Origin of the sequence: uncultured Tenacibaculum sp., assembly GCF_947495995.1 — a bacterium.
Lineage (GTDB): Bacteria > Bacteroidota > Bacteroidia > Flavobacteriales > Flavobacteriaceae > Polaribacter.
Window position 1 is genome coordinate 443,142 of record NZ_CANMAX010000002.1, and the last position, 25,074, is coordinate 468,215.

Annotated in this window: 23 protein-coding genes; 22 read left to right on the forward strand and 1 reads right to left on the reverse strand. The window is 30.6% G+C overall.

Going from position 1 to position 25,074, the window contains the following annotated elements; translation table 11 throughout:
* Nucleotides 1-25: 25 nt before the first annotated feature.
* The 22 genes from Q1A15_RS07150 to Q1A15_RS07255 all read left to right on the forward strand — a co-directional run bounded on the left by Q1A15_RS07150 (nucleotide 26) and on the right by Q1A15_RS07255 (nucleotide 23,455).
* The gene (locus Q1A15_RS07150) at nucleotides 26-1,642 is read left to right on the forward strand and encodes a glutamate synthase-related protein (protein WP_299621021.1); all 1,617 of its coding nucleotides are present in this window, start codon (nucleotides 26-28) and stop codon (nucleotides 1,640-1,642) included.
* Nucleotides 1,642-2,028, forward strand: coding sequence for a hypothetical protein (locus Q1A15_RS07155; protein WP_299621023.1), 387 nt, complete (start codon nucleotides 1,642-1,644; stop codon nucleotides 2,026-2,028). Before Q1A15_RS07150 ends, Q1A15_RS07155 begins: the two co-directional genes overlap by 1 nt.
* Nucleotide 2,029: 1 nt before the next feature.
* Complete coding sequence (locus Q1A15_RS07160; protein WP_299621025.1) at nucleotides 2,030-3,874, forward strand: thiamine pyrophosphate-binding protein; 1,845 nt, start codon at nucleotides 2,030-2,032, stop codon at nucleotides 3,872-3,874.
* A gap of 275 nt (nucleotides 3,875-4,149) precedes the next feature.
* Nucleotides 4,150-5,484 (forward strand): DEAD/DEAH box helicase, encoded by a 1,335-nt coding sequence (locus Q1A15_RS07165; protein ID WP_299621027.1) that lies wholly within the window; start codon nucleotides 4,150-4,152, stop codon nucleotides 5,482-5,484.
* Between the two features lie 2 nt (nucleotides 5,485-5,486).
* Nucleotides 5,487-6,800, forward strand: coding sequence for a DEAD/DEAH box helicase (locus Q1A15_RS07170; protein WP_299621029.1), 1,314 nt, complete (start codon nucleotides 5,487-5,489; stop codon nucleotides 6,798-6,800).
* Nucleotides 6,801-7,160: 360 nt separating this feature from the next.
* Nucleotides 7,161-10,373, forward strand: a complete 3,213-nt coding sequence (locus Q1A15_RS07175; RefSeq protein ID WP_299621032.1) for an AsmA-like C-terminal region-containing protein — start codon at nucleotides 7,161-7,163, stop codon at nucleotides 10,371-10,373.
* 367 nt (nucleotides 10,374-10,740) lie between these two features.
* Nucleotides 10,741-12,747 carry an AAA family ATPase gene (locus Q1A15_RS07180; RefSeq protein WP_299621035.1) on the forward strand — a complete coding sequence of 669 codons (2,007 nt, stop codon included), beginning with the start codon at nucleotides 10,741-10,743 and terminating at the stop codon, nucleotides 12,745-12,747.
* On the forward strand, nucleotides 12,747-14,549 hold the full coding sequence (locus Q1A15_RS07185; protein WP_299621038.1) for an ATP-dependent helicase: 1,803 nt from the start codon (nucleotides 12,747-12,749) through the stop codon (nucleotides 14,547-14,549). The genes Q1A15_RS07180 and Q1A15_RS07185 overlap by 1 nt, the downstream gene beginning before the upstream one ends.
* A 135-nt stretch (nucleotides 14,550-14,684) precedes the next feature.
* On the forward strand, nucleotides 14,685-15,275 hold the full coding sequence (locus tag Q1A15_RS07190; RefSeq protein WP_299621041.1) for a hypothetical protein: 591 nt from the start codon (nucleotides 14,685-14,687) through the stop codon (nucleotides 15,273-15,275).
* Nucleotides 15,276-16,310: 1,035 nt separating this feature from the next.
* Nucleotides 16,311-16,868, forward strand: a complete 558-nt coding sequence (locus Q1A15_RS07195; RefSeq protein WP_299621045.1) for a hypothetical protein — start codon at nucleotides 16,311-16,313, stop codon at nucleotides 16,866-16,868.
* Between the two features lie 18 nt (nucleotides 16,869-16,886).
* Nucleotides 16,887-17,081, forward strand: coding sequence for a hypothetical protein (locus Q1A15_RS07200; RefSeq protein ID WP_299621048.1), 195 nt, complete (start codon nucleotides 16,887-16,889; stop codon nucleotides 17,079-17,081).
* Complete coding sequence (locus tag Q1A15_RS07205) at nucleotides 17,068-17,316, forward strand: hypothetical protein (RefSeq protein WP_299621051.1); 249 nt, start codon at nucleotides 17,068-17,070, stop codon at nucleotides 17,314-17,316. Before Q1A15_RS07200 ends, Q1A15_RS07205 begins: the two co-directional genes overlap by 14 nt.
* Before the next feature lie 126 nt (nucleotides 17,317-17,442).
* Nucleotides 17,443-18,597, forward strand: coding sequence for a hypothetical protein (locus Q1A15_RS07210; protein ID WP_299621054.1), 1,155 nt, complete (start codon nucleotides 17,443-17,445; stop codon nucleotides 18,595-18,597).
* A gap of 104 nt (nucleotides 18,598-18,701) precedes the next feature.
* Complete coding sequence (locus Q1A15_RS07215) at nucleotides 18,702-19,538, forward strand: hypothetical protein (protein WP_299621057.1); 837 nt, start codon at nucleotides 18,702-18,704, stop codon at nucleotides 19,536-19,538.
* A gap of 1 nt (nucleotide 19,539) precedes the next feature.
* Nucleotides 19,540-20,343 (forward strand): hypothetical protein, encoded by an 804-nt coding sequence (locus Q1A15_RS07220; protein WP_299621060.1) that lies wholly within the window; start codon nucleotides 19,540-19,542, stop codon nucleotides 20,341-20,343.
* A 21-nt stretch (nucleotides 20,344-20,364) separates the two neighbouring features.
* On the forward strand, nucleotides 20,365-20,520 hold the full coding sequence (locus Q1A15_RS07225) for a hypothetical protein (protein ID WP_299621063.1): 156 nt from the start codon (nucleotides 20,365-20,367) through the stop codon (nucleotides 20,518-20,520).
* A gap of 2 nt (nucleotides 20,521-20,522) precedes the next feature.
* Nucleotides 20,523-21,002 carry a hypothetical protein gene (locus Q1A15_RS07230; protein ID WP_299621066.1) on the forward strand — a complete coding sequence of 160 codons (480 nt, stop codon included), beginning with the start codon at nucleotides 20,523-20,525 and terminating at the stop codon, nucleotides 21,000-21,002.
* Nucleotides 21,002-21,229, forward strand: coding sequence for a hypothetical protein (locus tag Q1A15_RS07235; protein WP_299621069.1), 228 nt, complete (start codon nucleotides 21,002-21,004; stop codon nucleotides 21,227-21,229). The genes Q1A15_RS07230 and Q1A15_RS07235 overlap by 1 nt, the downstream gene beginning before the upstream one ends.
* On the forward strand, nucleotides 21,186-21,833 hold the full coding sequence (locus Q1A15_RS07240; protein ID WP_299621072.1) for a hypothetical protein: 648 nt from the start codon (nucleotides 21,186-21,188) through the stop codon (nucleotides 21,831-21,833). The genes Q1A15_RS07235 and Q1A15_RS07240 overlap by 44 nt, the downstream gene beginning before the upstream one ends.
* Nucleotides 21,834-21,938: 105 nt before the next feature.
* The gene (locus Q1A15_RS07245; RefSeq protein ID WP_299621075.1) at nucleotides 21,939-22,334 is read left to right on the forward strand and encodes a hypothetical protein; all 396 of its coding nucleotides are present in this window, start codon (nucleotides 21,939-21,941) and stop codon (nucleotides 22,332-22,334) included.
* 294 nt (nucleotides 22,335-22,628) lie between these two features.
* Nucleotides 22,629-22,940, forward strand: a complete 312-nt coding sequence (locus tag Q1A15_RS07250; protein ID WP_299621077.1) for a hypothetical protein — start codon at nucleotides 22,629-22,631, stop codon at nucleotides 22,938-22,940.
* Nucleotides 22,941-22,951: 11 nt separating this feature from the next.
* A complete protein-coding gene (locus Q1A15_RS07255; protein ID WP_299621080.1) occupies nucleotides 22,952-23,455 on the forward strand; it encodes a hypothetical protein in 504 nt (167 codons plus the stop codon).
* A gap of 750 nt (nucleotides 23,456-24,205) precedes the next feature.
* On the opposite strand, the gene Q1A15_RS07260 is transcribed toward Q1A15_RS07255, so the two are convergent.
* Entirely contained in the window at nucleotides 24,206-25,048 is an 843-nt protein-coding gene (locus Q1A15_RS07260; RefSeq protein ID WP_299621083.1) for a universal stress protein, read from the reverse strand.
* Between the last annotated feature and the right edge of the window lie 26 nt (nucleotides 25,049-25,074).

A 25,074-nucleotide genomic window follows, 5' to 3' on the forward strand; every position in this document is an offset into this window, starting at 1 on the left:
ACTTATTAATCAAAACAATATTCCAATGCTAAAAATAGAAGTAGCCAGATTATCAAAGCTTAAAGAAAACAAGCCAGAACATGCTTTAGTAAAAAACACAGACTTAGTTATTACAAAGCATAAAACAGGAATTTCTATTTTGTATGGTAGGTGTTTACACAGAGGAGCTTTAATGTCTGATGGTTATGTAGATGGACATAATTTAATTTGTGGAGTTCATGGTTGGGATTATAGAGTAGATACCGGAGTTTCTGAATACAATAATAAAGAAGTATTACATAAATTTCAAGAATATATTGAAGGTGATAGTGTTTATGTTGATGAAAATGAAATTATAGCTTTTGAAGTTAATCATCCACAACCTTTTAATCGTGATGAATATTTAGGTGAGTATGCAGATACACATCCTGAAGATTCAGAGCCATACACAGGTTATATTAAAGAGCTAGCTAAAAACGGTTTAAAAAACATTGGCCACCATGGTTTCTCAGCCTCTATGGGAGTTGATAGAAATACATTACCTAAATGGAATGATATTCAGTTTCTTCCAGCACAATTAGCAACAAGACCATTATTGGATTATGAAAATGTAAATACAAAAGTGGTAATTGGACCTAATGCCAAAAAACCTTTAGAATTAGATATTCCTTTATTTGTTAGTGATATGAGTTTTGGGGCATTGTCACGAGAAGCAAAAATATCTTTAAGTAAAGGAGCAGAATTAGCAGGAACAGGAATTTGTTCTGGTGAAGGTGGCGTACTTCCTGAAGAACAAGAAAACAATTCGAAATATTTTTATGAATTGGCTTCTGCTCAATTTGGTTTTTCTTGGGAAAAATTAGACAATGTACAAGCATTTCATTTTAAAGCCGGTCAAGGTGCAAAAACTGGTACTGGAGGGCATCTTCCTGGTAGCAAAGTAACTAAAGAAATAGCAAAAGTTCGTGGACTTAAAGAGGGGGAAACTGCAATATCTCCAGCAGCAAATCCTAATTTTCATACTGTTCAAGATTATAAAGATTTCAGCAATAAAGTTCGTGAACGAACTGGAGGAATTCCTATTGGATTTAAAATTGCTGCTAGCCATATAGAAGCTGATATCCAATTTGCTATAGATTGTGATGTTGATTACATTATTTTAGATGGTAGAGGAGGAGGAACAGGTTCAGCTCCTACAATATTAAGAGACCATATTAATGTACCAACAATTCCTGCTTTAGCAAGAGCCAGAAAATATTTAGATAAGGTTGGAGCATCACATATTACATTAATTATTACTGGCGGTTTACGTGTTGCTGAAGATTTTGCTAAGGCTATGATGCTTGGAGCAGATGCCATTGCTGTTTCAAACGCTGCATTACAAGCTATTGGATGTCTTGGTATGCGTGCTTGTGGTTCAAATAATTGTCCAGTTGGTATTGCAACTCAAAAAGAATCATTACGTAGCAGAATAATTATAGACTCTTCTGCCAAACAATTACATAACTATTTTGAGGCTACTAATAGCCTCATTAAAGTAATTGCTAGAGCTTGTGGATATGATGATATTTCTAAATTTAATCATAACGATTTATCAACTTATGATACAGATATGCATAAACTAACAGGAATCAATTATGCAGGCCTAAATTTAGAAAAATAATGGACAATTGGTATTTACCTATTACAATATTACCAGGAATAGGCTTATTAATTTTATCTACTTCAAATCAGTTAATAGCCTTAAGTAACGAGATTTCTGATCGTTTGAAATTAGATTCTTGTGATGATGAAATTAGTAATCGTAAACTTAGGCAACTCAAATTATTAAACAAAGGTTTGGTAGGCTTATATATTGGCGCTGGTGCAATGGTAACCTCAGGGATTATCTCTGGTATTCAAAACTTTTACAGTTTTTCAAATACATTCGGAGTCATAATTATGCTTATTGGTGTTATAAGCATATTCATTTCTTTGGGATATCTAATCACATATTCATTAAGAGCCGTAAAAATAAGACAAGAACAATTTAAAAAATCTACATATTAAAATGGCAGAAAAAAATATCGTTTGGCACAAAATTTTAGGTAATAAAAATGAATTACCTGAAGGTAGAGTAAAAACTGTTACAGCAAATCATAAAGGAATTTGTTTAACACATTATAAAGGAAAATTTTCTGCTTTAGATAATCGTTGTCCACATCAAGGAGGTCCTTTAGGAGAAGGTTCTATTGAAAATGGAATGTTACGTTGCCCTTGGCATGGTTGGGATTTTGATCCTTGTACTGGAAATTCGCCAGGAGGGCATGATGATGGAATTGAAACATTTCCTATTAAAGAGGAAGACAATGCTATTTTTGTTGGTTTAGAAGAAGAGGCCTCGCATACAACTACAATTTCTGATGTTATGGTAGAAACTATGATTAATTGGGGAGTTACTAAAATTTTTGGAATGGTAGGTCATTCCAACCTTGGTTTAGCAGATGCCATGAGAAGACAAGAAAACAAAGGAAACCTAAACTTTTATGGCATAAGACATGAAGGAACTGCAGCTTTTGCAGCCTCTGCATATGGTAAGTTAACGGGGAAACCAGCTGCTTGTTTTTCTATTGCAGGTCCAGGAGCAACTAATATGTACACAGGTCTTTGGGACGCAAAAGTAGATAGAGCACCAATTTTAGCTCTAACTGGACAGGTTAAAACTCAAGTTGTAGGTACTGGTAATTTTCAAGAAGTAGATTTAGTACAAGGATTTAATACAGTCGCCGAGTTTAATCAACGTGTTCAAAGCGATAGTCAACATGCAGAACTTATGTCGTTAGCTATAAAACATGCTATTTTAAAAAGAGATGTTTCTCATTTAACATTTCCTGACGAAGTACAAGAGTTACCTACAAAAACGAATAGTAAAGCCAAAACACCAGATAAGCGAATTACATCGGTGCAAATTGCTCCTCCAATATCAGCTGTTAATGATGCTGTAGCATTAATTAAAAAAGCAAAACGTCCTGTAATTATTATGGGGCATGGTGCTAGAGAACATAAACAAGCAGTTGTAAAATTTGCTGAAAGTTTAAATGCAGCTGTGGTTACCACTTTTAAAGGAAAAGGGTTAATTTCTGATGATCATGAGCTCGGATGTGGTGTTTTAGGTAGAAGTGGAACTCCTATTGCATCTTGGTTTATGAACGAATCAGATTTATTAATTGTATTTGGTGCTTCTTTTTCAAATCACACTGGAATTACCCCTAAAAAACCGATTATTCAAATTGATTTCGATCCTTTAGCATTAAGCAAATTCCATAAAATAGAAGTTGCAGTTTGGGGAGAAATTTCAAGAACCTTAGCTATTTTTAATACCGAATTAGAGGGACAAATAAATACACATGATCAACGAAATGAAATAGCAAAGCGTTGGTCTATTTGGAAAGCAGAAAAACAAAAAAGATTATTAGAAACTTCAAATAATGGTATTAGTTCTATTGCCATTTTTGAAACTATGAATAAATTAACACCTGAAAATGCAGTGATGTGCGTAGATGTTGGTAATAATGCGTATTCTTTTGGTCGTTATTTTGAACCTAAGAATCAAGATTTTTTAATGTCTGGTTATTTGGGTTCAATTGGATTTGCTTTACCAGCTTCTATAGGAGCTTGGACTGCAGTAGGGGATTCTAGACCTGTAGTTGCAGTAGCGGGTGATGGAGGTTTATGTCAATATTTAGCTGAAATAACAACGCTAGTTAAATACAATATGCCCGTAAAAGTTATTGTAATTAATAATCATGAACTTGGTAAAATATCTAAAGAACAACGCGCAGGAGAATTTGATGTATGGAAAACTACGCTATCAAATCCTAACTTTTCTGAATTCGCAGTATCATGTGGTGCTTGAGGAAAACGTGTTGAAAAACAAGAAGATTTACAAACTGTAATGGAAGAGTTCTATAAACAGCCTAAAACAGCTGTGTTAGAAATTATAGCAGATGTAAATCTAATCTAAAGTCAACGACAGAAACAAGCCATATTATTTTTCGTAGGCATAAAACATAACATAGTATTCGTGTTATGTTTTATGCCTATAATTATATTTATATGTCAGTTTCAAGTTATTCTTTATAAACTCCTATTACTAAGATCACACTACTTACCTTTGCAAAAAATACTTTCATGTCAAAAAGGTTTACCGATTTAGGAATGCATCCTGAATTTCAACAGAGTTTAACTAACTTAAAAATTTCTGTACCAACAGATATACAAGAAAAAACGATTCCTATTATCTTGACTAAAAATCAAGATGTAGTTGCATTAGCAAAAACAGGAACAGGTAAAACCGCTGCTTTTGGATTACCATTATTACAGTTAATAGATACGAATAATCCTAATATTCAAGCAGTAATTTTGGCTCCAACAAGAGAATTAGGTCAACAAATTCATGCAAATTTAACTGCTTTTTCATCTCATGATTCTTCAATATCTATAGCTGCTATTTGCGGAGGAATTCCTATAAAACCACAAATTGAACGATTAAAAACTGAAACACATATTGTTGTCGCTACACCAGGACGTTTAGCAGATTTAGTAAAACGTGAAGCAATTGATATCAAAAACATCTCTTATTTTATTTTAGATGAAGCTGATGAAATGGTAAGTGCTTTAAAAGATGGTTTAGATAGTATTATTAAAGAGATTCCTAAAAAAAGAAGAACTTTATTATTTACGGCAACATTATCTGGAGCTATAAAACAGTTAGTGAACAATTATATGTCTAAAGATGTAGTTCAAATTGAAGCAGACATGAAAACTGTTGGTCATCAGGGAATAAAACATCAATATGTAGTTGTAAAACCGATAGAAAAGTTAGAAGTATTATTACATTTTTTAGCTTCAAAAGAAGGAGAAAGAGGTATTATTTTTTGTAAAACTAAAGCAGCAGTAAATAAATTAGCGAAAAAATTAGCCATTAATAAATTCTCTTCAGGTGCAATTCATGGAAGTTTAACACAAGGAATTCGTGATCGAATAATGGAACAATTTAGAGCTGGTCATATTGATATTTTAGTAGCTACTGATTTAGCAGCTCGTGGTATTGATGTAAAAGATGTTTCTTACGTTGTAAATTATCATTTACCAGATACTTATGAAGCATATGTACATAGAAGTGGACGAACGGCAAGAGCAGGAGCAAAGGGTCTTTCGTTGAGTGTTATACAAGAAGAAGAAATAGAAGAAATTCCTGATTTTGAAGAAGAATTAGGGATTACTTTTCGTCAGTTTAAAAAAGCAGATGCGCAAAGTATAGAAGAAAACAATACGCTGTTATGGGCGAAGAAAATATTTAAAACGAAACCGAATAGAACAGTTTCAGAAAATTTTAAAGAAAAGGTAAAAACAGTTTTTCATCATTTAACTAAAGATGAATTAGTGGAAAAGATTTTAGCACATCATTTAGCTGAAGTGAATACAAACAAATTGAAACAAGATTCTCAAAAAAATAAAAAATAGTTATGGCTAGTAGCATTAAAAATCAACAGGATATTTTAGCTAAATTGAATATCAATGAGTTAAATCCAATGCAAAAAGAAGCTGTAACTGTTATTGAAAAAGCAACAAACACGATTCTACTTTCTCCAACAGGAACAGGGAAAACATTGGCTTTTTTATTACCATTACTAAAAACGTTAGATCCTAATAATTCAGAGATCCAAGCTTTGGTTTTAGTGCCTTCACGTGAATTAGCCATACAAATAGAGCAAGTAGCTAGAAATATGGGATCTGGATTTAAAATAAATGCTGTTTATGGAGGAAGACCAATGGCTAAAGATAAAGCTGAATTAAAACATTTACCCGCTATTTTAATAGGAACACCAGGAAGAATTGCAGATCATTTTAGTAGTGATCGTTTTCCTAAGGATAGTATAAAAACCATAGTTTTAGATGAGTTTGATAAATCTTTAGAGGTTGGGTTTGAGTATGAAATGAGAGGAATTATAAATCAAATTCCTAATCTCAATAAACGAATACTAACTTCTGCTACTCAAGGTGTTGAAATTCCTGATTTTGTAGGTTTAGATAAACCTGAGATCATTAATTACTTGCAACATAAAAAAGCTTCAAAATTAGAGATAAAAACAGTTATTTCTAATAAAGAAGACAAAACACAAACCTTGGTTGATTTGCTATTACACATAGGAAATAAACCAGGAATTATCTTTTTTAACTTTAAAGATAGTATTGCTAAGGTTAGTGATATTTTAAAGAAAAGTAAGATTAGTCATACTTGTTTTTCCGGAGGAATGGAGCAAAGAGATCGTGAACGTTCTTTAATTAAATTTAGAAACGGAACTTCTCAATTATTAGTTGCTACTGATTTGGCTGCCAGAGGTATCGATATTCCAGAACTGAAATTTATTATTCATTACGAACTTCCTAGAGCAATTGAGGAGTTTACGCATAGAAATGGTAGAACGGCAAGAGTAAATGCTGAAGGTGTAGCTTATGTATTGCAATCGGAAAAAGAATTTTTACCAGAATTCATAAAGAAAACAGAAGCTATAGATATTTCTAAAAAAGCTGTGTGGAAACCTCAATTTTGGACAACTTTATTTATTTCAGGTGGACGAAAAGATAAAATATCAAAAGGAGATATTGCTGGACTTTTCTTTAAACAAGGAAATTTAAATAAAGATCAATTAGGTGTTATAGAATTAAAACAAGACTGTGCTTTTATTTCTGTTCCGTTAACTATTGCTAATGACTTAGCTGAAAAACTGAATAATTCTCGTTTAAAAAAGAAGAGAGTGAGAATATATGTTGTTTAATAATCCAGATCAACGTAGGAGGGAAGGACAATGCATACTTTATAGCTTTAACTTTTTTAAGAATTTTTCTAGTAATATTTTCAATATCTTGAATATTATAATGCTTATTCATAATATATAATAATAAACAAACGTCAACCTGAACTTGTTTCAGGTTCTCATCATAAACCCTAATTTATTAAAATTATGAGATTCCGAAATAAATTCGGAATGACGCTAAAATATCAAATACGATTTACCACAAATATTCAAAAAGATTATTTAGAAAAAGTTAAAAAATGGCTGAATAAAATTTTAGTTATTATTTTTAGTTTTAATATTTAACAAAAAGCTTATACTACTGTTATAATCATAAGTATTATGAAATTTAAAGTCTTTAAAAAAAGAAAATTTTGGTTGCGATTTATTGCTTGTGTAATACTTTTACCATTATTATTACTGAGTGCTACGGTAATATATATCAATACAAAACATAACAGTATTATCAAAGATCATATCGCTGATCTTAACAAAACCCATAAAGGTTTTATAACTATAGGAGAAACACATTTATCACTTTTTAATAATTTTCCAAATATTTCTTTTAAAGTAGACGATCTAAAAATAAATGAAACTAAAAAGGATAATTCACCTGTTATTCTGGATGTTAAAGACATCTACGTAGGATTTAATTTATGGGATATTTTAAAAGGAGATTATACCATTAAATCATTAACAGTAGAAGAAGGTTTTTTTGATATTGTAATTCATAAAGATAAAAGTCTAAATCTTTTAAATGCATTAAAATCTTTTGATGAAACAAAAAGTGATGAGCCAATAGATTTTAAACTTCAAAAAGTTAAATTACATAATTTAGATATCCATAAAAAAGACGAAGGTCAAAACACAGACTTAGAAACATTTATTTACGATGCAGATGGTGGTTTCAATATTGATAATGAAGTTATTTCAGGACATATTGATACGAAGTTTGAAATGAATTTAATTAGTAATGGTGACACTACGTATGTAAAACACAAACACTTTGATCTTCATACAGATATTAGTCTTGATAAAAATACCGGATTACTTACTATCGAACCTTCTGGAGTTACTATGGAACATGGTGATTTTGAGTTAGAAGGAATAGTAGATACCAAAAACGATTTTGATCTTGATTTTAAAATAAAAGGAGCGAAGCCAAATTTTGATATGCTTATCGCTTTTGCTCCAGAGGATCTTATCCCAGTTTTAGAACGTTATAAAAATGCAGGAAAAATCTATTTTAATGCAATAGTTAAAGGACCTACATTAAATCAGCAAGTTCCTTTTTTTGATGTTAATTTTGGTGTAAGTGAAGCTTTTTTAGAAAATCCTAACAAAGGTAAGCGAGTCAAAAACATTGGCTTTAAAGGACATTTTACAAATGGAAATGAACGAAGTTCTCGTACAACAACATTTTCATTAGAAGATATGACCGCCAAACTTGGAAAAGGAAAATTTTTAGGAAATGTTGTGATCAATAATTTTGATGAACCAGAAATAGATATGCGATTGAATGCAGATTTCAATCTTGAATTTGTAACGGATTTCTTGAATTTAAATCAAGCAGATATTACATCAGGAAAGGTTTCATTAAAAATGAATTTTCATGATATTGTAGATCTTGATAATCCAGAACAAGCGCTCAGTAAATTGAATCAAGCGTATTATAGTGAGTTAAAAATTGATAGCCTAAGTTTAACTTCCGAAGATCTTCCTGCACCATTAAAAAAGCTGAATGCACATATCGTAATGAATGGAAAAAAAGCGACAATTAATGAGTTTGATATGCTTTTAGGAAAATCAGATATTTCAGTAATTGGATATGTATCAGATCTTCCTGCTATTGTTCATCATACAGATACATTAGTCGTTACTCATTTAGATATTCAATCGAAGCTGTTAGATATTGCTGAACTTACACAATTTTCTGCTACTGATAGTGTAAAAACTGGTATCGATGAGCAAATTAAAGATTTAACTGCTGGATTTTCATTTAAATCCTCAGCAAAGGCTTTTACTGAAAGTAAATATTTACCTAAAGGAGAGTTTTTTGTAGATAGTTTAAATGCACAATTAAAACATTATCCTCATAAATTACACGATTTTCATGTAGATGTATTAATCGATGATGAAGATCTTAGAATCAAAGATTTTACAGGTTTTATCGATGATTCTGATTTCCATTTTAACGGACTTGCACATAACTATGGTTTTTGGCTGCAAAAAGAATTGAATGGTGATGTGGATTTAGATATTACTTTAACTTCTGATTTATTGCGATTGGAAGACATTTTCTCTTATCAAGGTGAAAATTATGTTCCTGAAGAATATAGACATGAAGAATTTGAAAAATTGGCATTACATGTAAATTCTAGCATGCATTATAAAGCATCTAAATTACATTCTATAGATTTAGAATTGGACAAGCTAAACACTAAAATGCATGTACATCCATTACGATTTGAACGATTTACGGGTGATTTCCATTATGAAGATGATCATCTTGTAGTAAAAGATTTTATAGGTAAAATTGGTAGAACTTCTTTTAATATTGGCTTGAACTATTATTTAGGAGATAATGAGGAAATTAGAAAAAGAGACAATTACCTTAGTTTCAAGGCAAATTATGTTGATTATGACCAACTATTTCCTCCTGATGAAACATCAGAGAAAGCGACCATAACTATAAAATCAAAAACAGCAGATGTTGCAGCACATGCAGATGCTTTTAATTTGTATGAACTACCATTTACAGATATGAAATTTGATGTTGATGTAGATTATTTTATGTATCAAAGAATTCATTTAGAAGATATAAAAGCAAGTTTACGTACAACTCAAAACCATTACATTTATGTAGATACTTTACACATGAATGCGGCTGGTGGAAATTTAAAAATGTCAGGTTATTTTAACGGTAGTAATCCGAAGAAAATTTATATGAAACCTAATATAAAAGCTACTAATATTGATTTGGATAAGTTCTTATTTAAGTTTGAAAATTTCGGACAAGATCATTTGGTTTCAGATAATTTAAAAGGACATGTTTCTACTACTATAAATGGAAAAATTAGAGTATATCCTGATTTAGTACCAGATTTAGATCAATCTGAAGTTCATATGGATGTAAAAGTTCTTAATGGGAAATTATTGAATTATGAACCTATGAAATTATTGTCTAGTTATATGGGAGATAAAAACCTGAATAATATCAAGTTTGATACCATTCAAAATCATATTGATATAAATAACGGACGCATAAATATCCCTAATATGACGATTGAATCTACATTAGGACATATGGAATTGTCTGGAACACAAGATTTGAATAACAATATTGAATATTATATTAGAATTCCTTGGAAAACTGTTAGGAAAGCTGTTTGGTATAAACTGTTTAAAAACAAAAAAAATAGTGGAAATAAAACAGAAGAAGATGAAATTATAGAAGTTGATCCTAACAAGAAAGTAAAATACTTGAATTTAAAATTGCATGGTACTGTGGATGATTTCAAAGTTTCCATGAAGAAGAAGCCAAAAAAGAAATAAGTCACAGATATTTTAAATATAAAGTATTGCTACTTATTTCTTATCTCACAAAAATGCACTATAATGTTTTGCGTTATGTAACTTTGCTTTGGTAAAAAGCGTAACTCTATACTACAAACGTTATTTGTTTTTTTCTTTCTAAAAGCTTCTTAAAAAATGTAATGGAATACGCTTTGCCTGAAACGACGATAGGAGTGAAATGGCAATGTGTATGGAATGGGAATATTCTCTCTAATTTTCAATTAATTACGGAATTCCGTAGAAAGTTACTTGTTAAAATTCTTTATATTGTGATGGAATTATAGACCTCTTCCTATCTATAAAATTCTGGCCAAATATTATAACTAAAGAATTATCTAATTAATTTATGTTTTTAGAAAAACTCAACATTAAAAATTTTAGGGGAATTAAAGAATTAAACCTTAATTTCAATAGTAGTGTAAATATTATAATAGGAGAAAATAATGCAGGTAAATCAGCAATTATAGATGCTCTTCGTATTTGTTTAAGTATTGGTAAGCAATGGAAAGATATTGGTATTAAAAATGACGAAGACTTTCATATTAATGTCAATGAGATAAACTCACCTTTAGAACCAATTGAATTTGGTTTGGTATTTAAAATAGAAACGCCTCAAGACCGAGAGTATTTTCAAAGTTTACTTTGGCAAAATCCAGATGATCCAACAGATGTTAACTTACAAATACAAGCTAGATATTCTTTGGAGACTAATCCTAAGGGGAATTTGGTGTTAAGATGGGATATTTGGGGAGGACAAAATCCTGGTCAAAGAATAAAACCAGAAGAAGCCCAACTTTTATTTTATTCTTATTTAGAGCCTTTAAGAAATGCTGAGTTAGAATTAAGACCATATGCCAAAGGTAATAAAGTAACTTCCCTATTTAAAGAAATGACTAAATATGAAAAAATCAATGAAGCAGGTGAAAATGAAGAGGTTGAGTTGAATATTGATAAAAAAAATCAACTAGCAAATACTCTTCAAGATGTTATCCAAGATAGAGATTGGACAGGAGTAGTAAAAACAGGGGAAAGTTTTGTAAATGAACATTTAGAAAAAGCTGATATAAGAAAGAAAGAATCTAGAGTACATTTAAAATTATTAGAATACAAATATGATAATATAGTCAAAGGGGTTTTAACTAGAAAACCCGTTTATGAAGAGGAACTGTTAAATGGAGATTTTACTCAACAAAAGTACTTTGACATTAGTCAAAATGGTTTAGGAGAAAATAATCTGATTCTAGCCTCATCGGTACTAGGAGATTTAAAAAACAGAAGAGCTGAACAAATAGAACATTATTATGCCCTTTTAATAGAAGAGCCAGAAGCTCATTTACATCCTCAAAAACAGAATTCATTCTTTAATTACTTAAGTAGTTTAAAGGATTTAGGAGTACAAATATTCGTTACTTCTCATTCTCCTACTATAACTGCAAAATCAGATTTAGATAATTTATTAGTCTTACAAAAACAAGACGATTTAATTAGCAATTTTGCATTGAAAAAATCAGAGTTAAGTTCTAATAATAAAAATTATTTGAGGAAGTTTCTAGATGTTACCAAATCTCAACTCTTTTTCTCAAATGGGACAATTATGGTTGAGGGAATCTCAGAAGCATTATTACTTCCCGTATTTGCAGAAATAATGGGTGAAGAATTTAATTTAGATAAAAATGGAATTGAATTAATCAATATAAATGGAGTTGCATTCGAACCATTTGCTAAACTTTATAATTCTGAAGATGCTAGTAAACGCTTATCAGCTTTTTGTTCAATAATAACAGATAATGATAAGGGGCTAATCGCTCCAAAACATTTTCTTAATGAAGAGCAGAACATAGATAAATCTAAGGCTAAACTAATATTTGAAAAACTTAAAGAATTAAATATTATTGATACAAATAATCGAATTATAAACTTTGATAATAATGTAGATTTAGTAATTCAAGGTTACGAAGTAGAATCTGACTATATTAAAGAAGTGCTAAATATAATGTTTGACAAGATATCAGATAGAGCTTTTAAAGTAAACGAATTAACAGGAGCCAACTTGAAAGTTGTTTTAGCTGAAAATACATTTGAATATGAATTGATGGTAGTAGGTTCTGATAATTCTAAGATTATGTTAGGTGTTTATAAGAGAATGCATCCAAAAACCATTTTCATTGATTCTGAAGAAAGTTTACATAATAAAGCCATTGATTTATTGGAAAAATTAAAATCTAATAAGGATAAGTCTGAATTTGCTCAAAATCTAAGCTTAATTCTTGAATCCAAAGAAATATTTAGAGATAGATTTATAATTCCTGACTATATTCAAAATTCAATTCGTTGGGTAATAAATAGAGAATAATGTACGAGCATTTATCTGAGAAGCAAAAAGAAATATTAAATTATAACCAAGGAACAGTTGTAGTAAAAGCTTGTCCTGGAAGTGGTAAAACTTATTCTGTATCTGCCCGAATTTCTAAATTATTATATGAAAACGAATTTAAGAGAAAAGGAATTGCTGCAATTTCTTTTACTAATGTGGCTTGCTCTGAAATCGAAGAGAAACTTAGAGATGATTTTGGTATATATGTTCCTTTAAAGCACCCTCATTTTATAGGAACTATAGATAGTTTTATTAATACATATATATTTCTTCCATTTGGTCATTTGATTATGAAATGCTCAATTCGCCCAGTGCTTGTTGGTGAACCTCATTCCAATTGGTCACACAAATTATTCGCTACAGATTATAGTCAATATTTTGATAAAACAAGCTTCAATATAAATGATGAACTAATTCGACTTGCTCCACATCAAGCATTTCATTTTATATGGAATTATTATACTAAAGCTGGTAAACTGAATGGAAATATTAAAAATATAATTAATTCTAAATGGAATTTTTTCTCTAAGGGCTATGCGAATCAATCAGATGCTAATTACATCTCTTTAAAAATATTAGAAAAATACCCTCTTATTGCATCTAATGTTGCCAATCTTTTTGAATATTTTATAATTGATGAAGCACAAGATACTAATGAGATTCAAATGAGAATTCTTGATATATTAAAGAATTCAGGTACTAATAACATAATGCTCATTGGAGATAGAGACCAATCTATCTTTGAATGGAATGATGCTAAACCTGAATTATTTGATAAAAAGTTTGATGAATGGGAAAGTATTCTCCTTGACGAAAACCGAAGAAGTTCTCAAGCTATTTGTGATTTTACAAAAAATCTATCATCATTTGACAAATCCAAAGCTGTAAACGAGGAAGTAGCTGATTATGATTTGGCACCTCAGGTAATAGGATATAAGCTACCGAAGAAAGCAACTAAAAAAGATCCAACAATAATAAGTAGAGAAGAAAGTAAAGCCAGTTTTGATACTATTTTATCAGGGTTCTTACAATTGTGTAGAGAGAATGATATCGAAATTAATAAGGAAAATGTGGCAGTATTATATAGAGGTAAAAGTAGCTCCAAATATTTAGGGTTAAACCTTGATATTTCATCTTATGAAAATATCCCGTGGATAGACAAACAATATCACGTTAGAAATATCATTTTAGGAAAACATTTAATAGACAATCAAGATTTTTTTAAAGGTTATAGACTTTTAGAAAAAGGATATTTTGAAGCTTTATTTAGAAAAACAAATCCTAATTTTTATTGTACAGATGATTTTATAAAGACTCAAATTGAGCGTAATGGGTTTATGAAACATAGAGATAATGTCTTTAATTTTATTAATAAGCTTTCTGAAACTAATGGTAAAACGTTTAATCAATGGATTGATGAGTCCAACAAAAAAATAAAAGATATTGAGATAGCATTAAATATTAATTCAGAAAATGGAGATGTTTTAATAGACGACTATTATGCGAGTAATTTAAATTCAGATAGTATGCATCCTTTTTATTATGGTACAGTTCACTCGGTAAAAGGAAAAACTTTCGAAGCTGTATTATTACTTCTTGGTAAAAGAGCGATTAGAAATTATGTGAATATTATAAATGCACCTGATTTTAATGCTTTACCAAACAATTGTAAAGAAGAATTAAGGATAGTTTATGTAGGAATAACACGACCTAGAAAAATATTGGTAATGGCTGTTCCTGATTCAGATACAGAAGTTTGGAATAACAAAATGTTCAGTTAATTATATAATATGAAAGAAAGAATTTATTTATTAAAATCTGATTTAGAATAAACTTCAAACGCAAATAGTAGGGAAGGAGTTGGTTTTAAATTATAACTAAAATTTATAGGTTTAGACACTTAAAAAACACAATAAATGGTTTATATCGAAATTGAAGCGATTAATAATTTAGATGTTTTATCTGAAAAAGAAGAAAATAATTCTATTCTTTTTCATTTTATATTTAAAGAACTAAATGTAAGATGTATTTATTTCGGAAATAGTAAAACAATGATTATCGGGTTTTCAGGAAGAAATTCGGCTTGGAATCTTAATTTATCAAAAGGTAAAATATCTGAATTTATTCCAAATGAAGCTTATAAGTTGATTAGTGATACCCTAAAAGAAGAAGGAATTTATTCGAATAAAGATTTTTTCATTACTCTAAAAGACAAAATAGAGTCTTTAGAGGGAGAAGATGTTGATAATGTAACTGAGAACCAAATTATAGAAGCATTAAGAAATACAAAAACAAGAGATAAAAAATACGATAGAGAAGGAGATAAGCCCTTTTTTCATCATTGGAGAAGAGTACGACCGAGTAAAGAATCTTTAAATAAGATACAGCGTTATTTTGGAGATGAAATACGTGAGGAATGTTTTAAAAATAAGATTACTGCTGTTTGGTCTGAAATACCAACTAGTAATTCTTTAGATTTCTTGAATCCAAACATTGATGTTAGTTAAATAATTTTAACAACATTATGTAAAATAGAAAATAAATGTTTAAAACGGCCTCAGAAAACTTTGGTCAAAACAATAGGTGAATCAGCGTACATATTTTAGAGGGCTAGCAATACATATTCTTAATATTTATAGAATTTAAAGCTAGTTCAAAGCAATCTTAATGAGTTACAATGTTTTCTAAAATATAGCGATTGAACCGTGATTGTTTCCAAAGTTTTATGCAGCCTTGATTTTTTTGTTTCTTTTTGTATCAAGACAAAAAGATATGCAAACTCTAAAAATGTTTAATTATAGTTCTATAGTGAACAAGTGTATAGAAATTTTAGAGCGTGGATTTGAGCCAGGGAAAATTTTATACTCTTGTGACAAGTTTACGAAAATGTCGTAGAAAAAAATTTTACGGGATTTTCCTCGAATACGAGAATTATAATTAAGAGCAAAAGGTTTAGCTTTTTTTGGTGTGGCCAAGCGTTGGCAAATTGAGTTTAAAAATAAATGCCATAAAGCATTTAATTTTTTAAAAACAATACGAGCGATTTTGGCAAGAGGCAATTTTACATAATGGCTAATTATAGTTACAAATATAGTTCGAATGTTTATTGTGAACGATTCTGAGAATCTCGTATTTTGAAAATTACGAAACATTGCACAGAATATTAAATTCTCGTAAATGCCAAAAATAAATGTTTAATGACCCAAGTAATACAGTTTATATAGAAACGAGAATATTCTGGGATATTTTACATAGTATTATATTATAGCTACTAATGTGGCAGGCGTGTCGCAAAACGGCTTTAACATAATATCTGTCGATATAATACGCTGGCGCGTAGTTATATCTGATATTATATCAAATACGTGGTATTCGCCGTTTTGCTTGAATATATAATTTGTTCTATAATTTATAGTATGCAAAATATAAAACCCAATAAAAATGCGGGTTACAGAAAAAAAGAGACAAAAAAAGTTCTATTTGCATGAGATTTTTAACTTAACTTAAAAATTGGTTTATTTCGGTTTTTCTCATATTTGATAATGAGAAAGTTACAATTACCCGTTAATGCTGTGAAAAACGGGATTGAATCCCCATACAAATACTCTGTCTATTTGCATGATCGAAAGATTTTGTATTTTAAGAGTAGGAGAAAAGCACAGGATTTCGTAAGAAATTTTAATACTTATGTTTCGGACACAATACGATTGTGTTACGATATACATGTATTCCTTTATTCAACATATTTAAATAACTCTTTTACCATTAAGCCTTATGAATCTAATCAGATCAAACGTAAACTTGACGGTTTTTTAGACCTTATAGAAAAATGGTCTCGTGATTATGGTGACGGTTGGCAATCAATGAAGCTTAATGGATTCTTTAATATTTTAAACCATATTGAAGATTCAGCTCTTGAAATGAATAACTATTTTAAAAAGCAAAAAGATTATTTTCATGTAAATAGAATTAATTCTTACTTACAAATGATTTATATTTTTTACGAAAAATATGATGAGATATTTAAAGACGTTGTTACCGATCTTTCCTATAAAAATAAACCTGTTAAACATCTTAAACCACTTAAAGATATCTCTTAGAGCATAACATTTAAAGTTATGCAAACTACATCACCACAACCATTGTACACCTTAGAAGAGGGTCAAAGATTCGTTAAATCTATTAACGGACTACCATCTAAAAACATTTATCTACATGTTAGATCATTGGACGATCATTACTCAGAAGTTGAACTATTCGACGGCGTAATTGAGTTTATGAACCCTAGAACTTACGTGTATGGGTTACGCTAAAGATCAGGTTAATTTACAAGCTCGTCGACAATTCATATTGGAGAAAGTCGATGAGCTTTTAAAAAACCCAAACAACAGTATTTATACTTTCACTGATGCTTATCACTATATCGCTGATGAGTATCTTTTTTGCAGTGTTAGCACTATATACCGTGCTATTAGTTTAAAAGAGCAAAAGAAGTCTTTAAATACTCCGTCTAGATCAACCAATGTATTAACCCTAAAATTTGATTAACTCCGTTATACGAGCCTAAAAAAGCCCGTATAACGGGGTTTTATTTATTGGCTTGGCAAAACATAACGGTTGTGTCGAAAAACTGAGCGGAGCGCACGCGGAGACTCAGTTTCTCATTTCCCTAAAATGAACGCACCCTGTACATTTTCCATTAAAAATGGAGGAATATCTCAATACTTTGATGTAAGCTATCTTGATTTCAACCGAAATGGTGATACTTCTGTATTAAAACAGAATCAAAAAACACCATTCAACGATATTATTAAGAAGTATCAGCCAACACAAAACTTTTTACATGACTTAGATCGTATTAAGTTTAAACACGACTTACATCGCCAAATTTTAAGTAAAAGAGGTAAAACGATTAAAGAACTTGGTACACTTTCCAATAATCAAAAAAAGGCTTGTAAAAAGGTTTGCGAAAACATAATCAATACAGTTATATTTTCAAGACAAAAAGACGTTCACTACAAGTCTGGTCAATATGTTGCTTTTGTAACACTTACGCTACCAACAACACAAATACACTCAGATAAACAAATCAAAAGACTACAAACACGATACATAGAGAATTTACAAAAGACTTACGGTGTAAAATATTACGTGTGGAAAGCAGAAGCACAAAAGAATGGAAATATACATTTTCACTTATTAGTCGATAAATGGATTGATTGGACTGTGCATAGAAAGCTATGGAATAAACAACTAGACAAACTTGGCTATTTAGATACTTACCAACAAATTCACGGAAATAGAAACCCAAATACTACAGACGTACATTCTTTAAAAACAGATAAAAAAGGTCGTAAGATTAAGAATGTAACTACATACATAATCAAGTACATGACTAAACTTGAATTTGGTAAACGTCCAATACTTGGTAAACTTTGGGGTTGTTCTGATGAAGCCAAAAACCTAGACTATCCTAAATATGCAGAGGGCGAACCGCTTTTCGATCATGTTGTGCACCTTGTAAACTCAGGGAAATTAAAACAAGTTTTAAAGGAGGACTTTTTTAGTTTTTTCTCGGGCAAATCTTTCAAAATCATATCAGAAAAATATAAAAATCTTTGGTCTGACTTAAAAAGCTTCTATCAATTCCAAAACGGAAATAATAAGCCTAAAACATTTCAAGAAAAATCTTTTGTTAGAGCTGAAAAATATATCCCCGATACAAAACCTGTATCTATTCCAAAAATTGAAATATTAGATCAACCAACATTCGAACAGGTAAAAATTAACTATGGAAATCAAGCTTTTTGGACAAATAATGTTAAATAATTACCACCTGTAAAACAAATAAATCGACCATTGCACATTGCGAGAAGTTTAGTGTAATATGCTCGTAGAATTGTATCAAAATTAATAATTAAATACAATTCAAAATGTCATTAAAATTCGATTTATCAGGATTAACACAAAAGAAAATCAAGCTGACTGAAAACGACAATCCAGCATCAATGATTTTAACTAATGTTTCTCCCGAAGCTAAAATTAAAGTTGATTATAGAAAGAAAAACGGGCAAACTGTTACTTACATCAATAATCTTTCTGTTGGTTTGGTTTTAGAATCTCAAAAGAAAATTGAAGCCTTATCTTCTTCACGTGTTCCTTTTAATCATCCTAGAACCGGAAAAATCGCTTTCTTAGATATTCCAGTCACTGCTAGAAGTTATGAAACTCACATGCACACTACTGGGCAGATGTCTCCTGAAGCTTTAGCTCTAAAATCTGCTATAATTTCTTTAGGTGTTAACGGCGAGATTAACTTAGAAAAAGGTGATGACTTAACTATCACTATTTCAAACTTAAAAAAACACGATAATTCCTTTGTAGAGTTTAAAGGAGGTCGTTCTGTCGCTACAGGCTTTTACACTTTTACTAATAGTGTATGGGAGAAAAAAGATGATAGACTAAATGTTGATTTATCAAACGTTCAGTTTCTAGCATTTAAACCACAAGACATTCCCGATCAAATTAATTTCATTATCAATGGTCAGTTAATTGAGCATACAAGCGATAATCTAAAAGCTTTTTCTGTTGATCGTTTTGGTATCACTTCCGTTCAGTCTTATTTCAATGAGGGTGTTACAGAAGTAAAAAATATTACATACGGCGTTGGTAATGTTTTACTATTAGACGTTAGAGGTGCTTCTTCTGTGGTTCTAGAAAAAGACGGACGCACAACTGATTTAGACTACTACACTTTAAACTTCAAATAATATGCTTTCATATCCATTAGTAAATACATCAATCTCGGCTTTTGATACAGATCATATACTTACCTCTAGTGGTTATGCTTCGGGCGGTGGTAGTGCTGTTTCCAACTTTGCTCAAAACGCTGTTGGTTCTATACCAGTAGTAGGTGACTTACTTGGTGGTGCTTTAAATTTTCTTGGTGTTGATTTTAACTGCATTAACGCAAGTTTTCCGCCTGAAAAAGCCCAGCAAGAAACTACAGCTTTCGTAGCTGAAAAAATCAGAGAATCTAAACTAGATCATTTAATCGCAACAAATGCTAGTTTAAAAACTGTTGAAGATACTGCTAACAAATTATTGATAACATTCTCTGCAGGTGAATACAATCGTAAGTTAACAGGAGACGGCGCTAGTGGTTGTACTAAGGACGGTGAATACGTCTCAATGGGAATCTTTAAAAATGCTAAACAACGCATTTTATCAGCTTTAGAAAGTGTATTCGATATCAGTATTAAAAACACTTTTGTAGATGCTAGATCAGGTTTTAGAGGTGGTTTAGTTAGAAGTAACCCTACACCTTTAGTAACCATTCACGCACGTAAAGGTAGTCCAGTTCCTAAAAATGACGATTCTAGTAATTCAGGTTCTAATACTGATACTGATTCGACAACAGATTCAAACGACTTAACAGGAGAACAAGGAAGTCCAATTTATCCAAGTCCGAAACATTGGTCTGTAAAAGAGATTTTAGTTCACGTTCTACTGTTTTTGTTAACTGTAGTATTATTTCCAATCCTCTTATATAAAACCCTAAAAAAGAAAAAATAACAACATAACAACATTAAAATCATGAAACAATATTTCATAAAAATTTGGGACTTCTTGAAAAAAGAAATCTACGGTATTCCTTACTGGGCTATAGCGATCTTACCATTAGCCTTACTAATTTATTTAATCTATTGGTTGTTAAAACCAAAAGGAAGTAAAAACTCTAAACCTTGGTAATTATGTCAAAAAATTATAACAAAGATTACGATAAAGACACGTATTCAAACGGAAACCCAAGAAAAGACTCTTATGGTAGAGCTTTAACTTATAACGGAAAGTATTATTCAGGTGCTCAATTTGGTTATACTAAAGAGTCTTATGACTATTTAGCCCGTCAGCCTAAATCTGATTCAACAAAACAAGTTAATAGAAATAAGTTTTGGATCAATGGTTTCAACATCTCTAAAAAGGCTGGAAAAATCACTTTTTCAGGAATTGAAAATTCATCATCATTGCGCTACACAGGTGAAAAAAATGGTAAGAAGCATATCATGTTGTTTATTGAGATATTCTACCATAACACAGGTAACACAGTTGTAGAGTACATCGATTTTTGTATTGATAGTAAAACAGCTTTAGTGCCAAAATTAAATATGTTTATCGACTGCTCAACTAAAGGCGGTGGAAGTTTTAACCGAATTATTAAAGCTTTAAAGTAATGACAAGCATATTCAAAAAACTAGGCTCAATCATCCAACCCGTCATAAATTTTTTAGACGGGTTGGAAAAAGCCTCAAAAACATTAGAAGCTTTTAATTCTTCTTTTAAAATGTTTAACGAGGAAAGAAAACAGATTTGGAGTACTCCAAAAGTAGAAGTTAAACCACAAGAAACTAAAGAAAATGAACCCGATACAACCACTATTCAGACAGGAGATACCGAATAATGTAGAATGGCACGAAATTTATTTGCCTTTACCATATGACGGAGTAGTTAAAAGAGATTTATCTAAAAACTTCACATTACAAGAAGTTGTTAAAGCTTCATTCGTAAGAGGTTTCGAAAAACCTGAATTCACAAAAATACCTATTGACCCAATCTTGCCAAAAGCTGCGCAATTGATTAGAGACGCACTTGGTAAACCTATAAGATTAGGCAGTACGTTCAGATCAATGGAATGGGAATTCTACAAAAAAAGACCCGGTACATCTCGCCACACTTATGGAATGGCTTGGGACTTGAACGGAGAGGGGCTTGTGGATTTAATCATTGAAGCTACAAATAGTAAAAACGACCTTTACAAGCAACTCCGTCAGTTAGGTATCGGATTCATCAGAATTTACGAAGATCATGCGGGTAATTTCATTCATATGGATACAAGACCACAACTTGCAAGCGGAGAAATTCACGTGACTTACGAAAAAAAAAAAGGTGAATCTATAGGCTGGCAAAAAGTTGACTTTTGGGCAACTGTAGCTGTTTTTCTAACTATAGCTACAACTGTTTGGCAAGTAGGTAAGTTTTTATATAACAAATTCAAAAAGAAATAAAAAAATGAAAAGGAGGGAAGCAGACAAAGTATATAGACTAATAACAGTGTGCATTATAATAACATTAACAGCTTTGTTTCTTCTCTCCATAATACTAACAATATTATGTCTAAAACTGTCAAAATTATCCTTGCATTACTTGCGTTTATTTTTATATCGCTTTATTTTTATTTTAAAGGAAAGTATTCTTCTTTTGCTCCTGTATCTTCTACTAATCCTTTAACTGATTTACAGGCTTCAAAGTATGCTGATGAACTACACGTTGCTATGGGAAGTATTGGTACCGATTTTAATACAATTGAGTCTGTTTTTTCTGTTCTTGATGAGGATAGTTATAGACAGGTCTATAACGTATTTGGAACTCGAGGTTACATCGATGTTTTAGGTTCTGGAACAGATTTACCCGGAGCCACTCAATTAAATCTAACTCAGTGGCTTAAATCTGAATTAACATCTTATGAGGTAGATGTGGTTAAAAAGAACTATCCTTTTGTTCTTTGATTTTTTCCGATTTTAACTCCTATTTTATAACATACAAAACAGCATGTTATAAAAGTTGTTACTCCTAAAATCATTAACTCTAATCCACTTATAAATAAAATCATTTCTAATCCTTTTAAAATTTCCATAAATATATGAAACAATATTCATTCGCTATGTGTTCGATACTTTTCGGGTATACACAAAGCACCATTGATGACCCAATGCCAAAAGTAATTAGTTTATTAGTTGCTATACTAGCTGAGCTCTTACGTTACGCGTGGTCTAATTACAAACGCAAAAAACAAGATAAAAATGAACTTTAAAAACCTTGCTGAAAACTTAATCATAGTTTTAATATCTGTTGCAATAGGTGGTTACATTGGTTATAAATCAAGTATTCATTCTAACAAACAAACTATTGAATTACTTAGACCCGCAATAGTTGAAGCTATTAAAGTTGAGAAAACAGTGATAACTAATGAGTTTCAAACATATATCCGTAAACTCAAAAACAAAAACGGAAACTTGGACTTCAATTTAGACCCAAGTTTGGAAAGTCAAATCAAACAACAAAACGATACTATTAGACCTAAAAAGCGAAAAAGGTTCTTAGGCATCTTTTAAAATATTTTACTATGTCAAGAATTATATTAAATAATAAAGAATACGATACAAAACCTGTATCGGTTCTGTTACCATTAGAAAAAGACCCTGTAACAAACTATTATGTTTTAAAACCCGATTTTTTAAGTACTAATGAGCAACTATTGGGAAGTATTAAATTAACACCCGATGCAATTCCTAATATACAGGGACAGGCTTACCCAAGACCAACTGCGTATATTCATGGTTTTAACGATGATATTCCTTACTATTTCCAAGGTTATCAATTCACCGAGGATATAAACATACCTGTTAAACAGATTGCTGTAAGTAAATACTGGCATGTGTTTTTTGAGGGAATTATCTTAATAAACGATACAGATTATAAAACATACAATGTCTTAGACTTCAACGATCAAAAAGAGATTTTAAGTTTATGTTATCCCGACGGACACCCCGAAGAATACACTCCTTATATCATCCATAATTCAACTGGAGATACATTGCCCGGAACAGGTGGTAGCGGTGGAATTTAATCACATTCGTAACAACAAAAAAAAAGCCTACTGTTTAGTAGGCTTTTTTTATATATTGACATTTCTTTCTTGGAAACAATTGTCCGCTCCAGGTGTTGACAATTTTACTTCAGTGCTGTAGGTTAATTTTCAATCCAACTTCTGAAACGACTTTTCATTGATTCTCTATTATTGTAGTATGACTTTTTGCAATTATTGCAAATCCATCTATTTCCAGATCCTGCAATTCCTACGCACTTCATGAATTCTTCGTACCTCTTTTTCTTACATGAATAGCATGTGTGTCTTGATTTTTTCATGTTTATTGAGTTTTACGGGATTCTCCCTATTAAAAAAAAAAAATATTTTTTTGGCTTTAAAACCAACAAACAACCCTCTGATACTGCTTTAGAAAGAAAAAAATTTTTTTGGGAGGTTGCTCCAGCGGATACCCAAACAAAATTCTTTTTGTTTCTAAAGTGGTATCTATATTCGTGAGGTGGTATTAAAACCACTAAAATATATCCGCAGTCGAACCACATTCGACTATCCACAATAGCTTCTTAAATCACCTTTAAAATGCCTTAAATTTGCATTTAGAGAACTTTTTGCATACATTTATGCACATATAATCCGCTCTTTGAAATATATTTAATTGATAATCAGAAGTTTAATGAAAAACCGTTATAATTCGTGGAATTATTTTCTCTTTAAAAAATTGTACTATAATTTATATTATGTTAAATAGAAAATATTGAATGATATCTCCTATCATTCTGGCAATATCAAAAAAGGAATTTTTGTGTGATATCCCATTTTGTTTACCACCGATTCATTCATCCAATTGTAAAAATCGTCGTGCTTGTAATTTATCATAATTAATAAATCGTAATCAATTGTGTTCAAATAATCTCTAATATCTTTTTCTGTGGATGTATTCTTAGTTATTAAGTTAATTGAATAATTAATACCGCTTAAATTCTCTTCAAGTATTTTGCGATGTTCATTTTCATCATCAGTAAATTCTTTTAAATTATCTACATGAATGATTTCTAAATTACTTTTATGTAATTCACAGTAAGTTTTTAAGTAGTTTATTGATCTTGATGAATACTTTTTATCAAAAGCTGTTGCAAAAGCTATTTTACTTAAATTAAAATCATTGATCTCTGTAGGAACAATCAATAACGGAATTTCATGTATCGATTTAATAACCTTTACAGTATTACTTCCTATAAAAATCTCTTTCAATCCACTAGCACCTTTTGTTCCCATAATTACTAAATCTATTTTAAACTTTTTAATAGATTTTTGTATCGATTCAACTAAAGAATTAGTTGATGCTAATGTTTCAAAAGAATGATCAGATGTATCAGAAATTACAGAAACACTTAATAATGTTTCGTTAAGTTGCTGATTTACATCAGCAAGCTTGGTTTCATATCTTAATTTACCTTCTTCTTTATGATTTTTACCAAGAAAAATTGGCATTTCTACTTCAAAAGTATGTAAAAGATAAAACTTACAAGGTTCATTTTTTAATACTTTTAACGCATAAAATAATGCTTCATTCGCGTTTTTAGAAAAGTCTGTAGGTATTAATATATTCATCATTTTACATTCTATTTTCAAGTAAAATT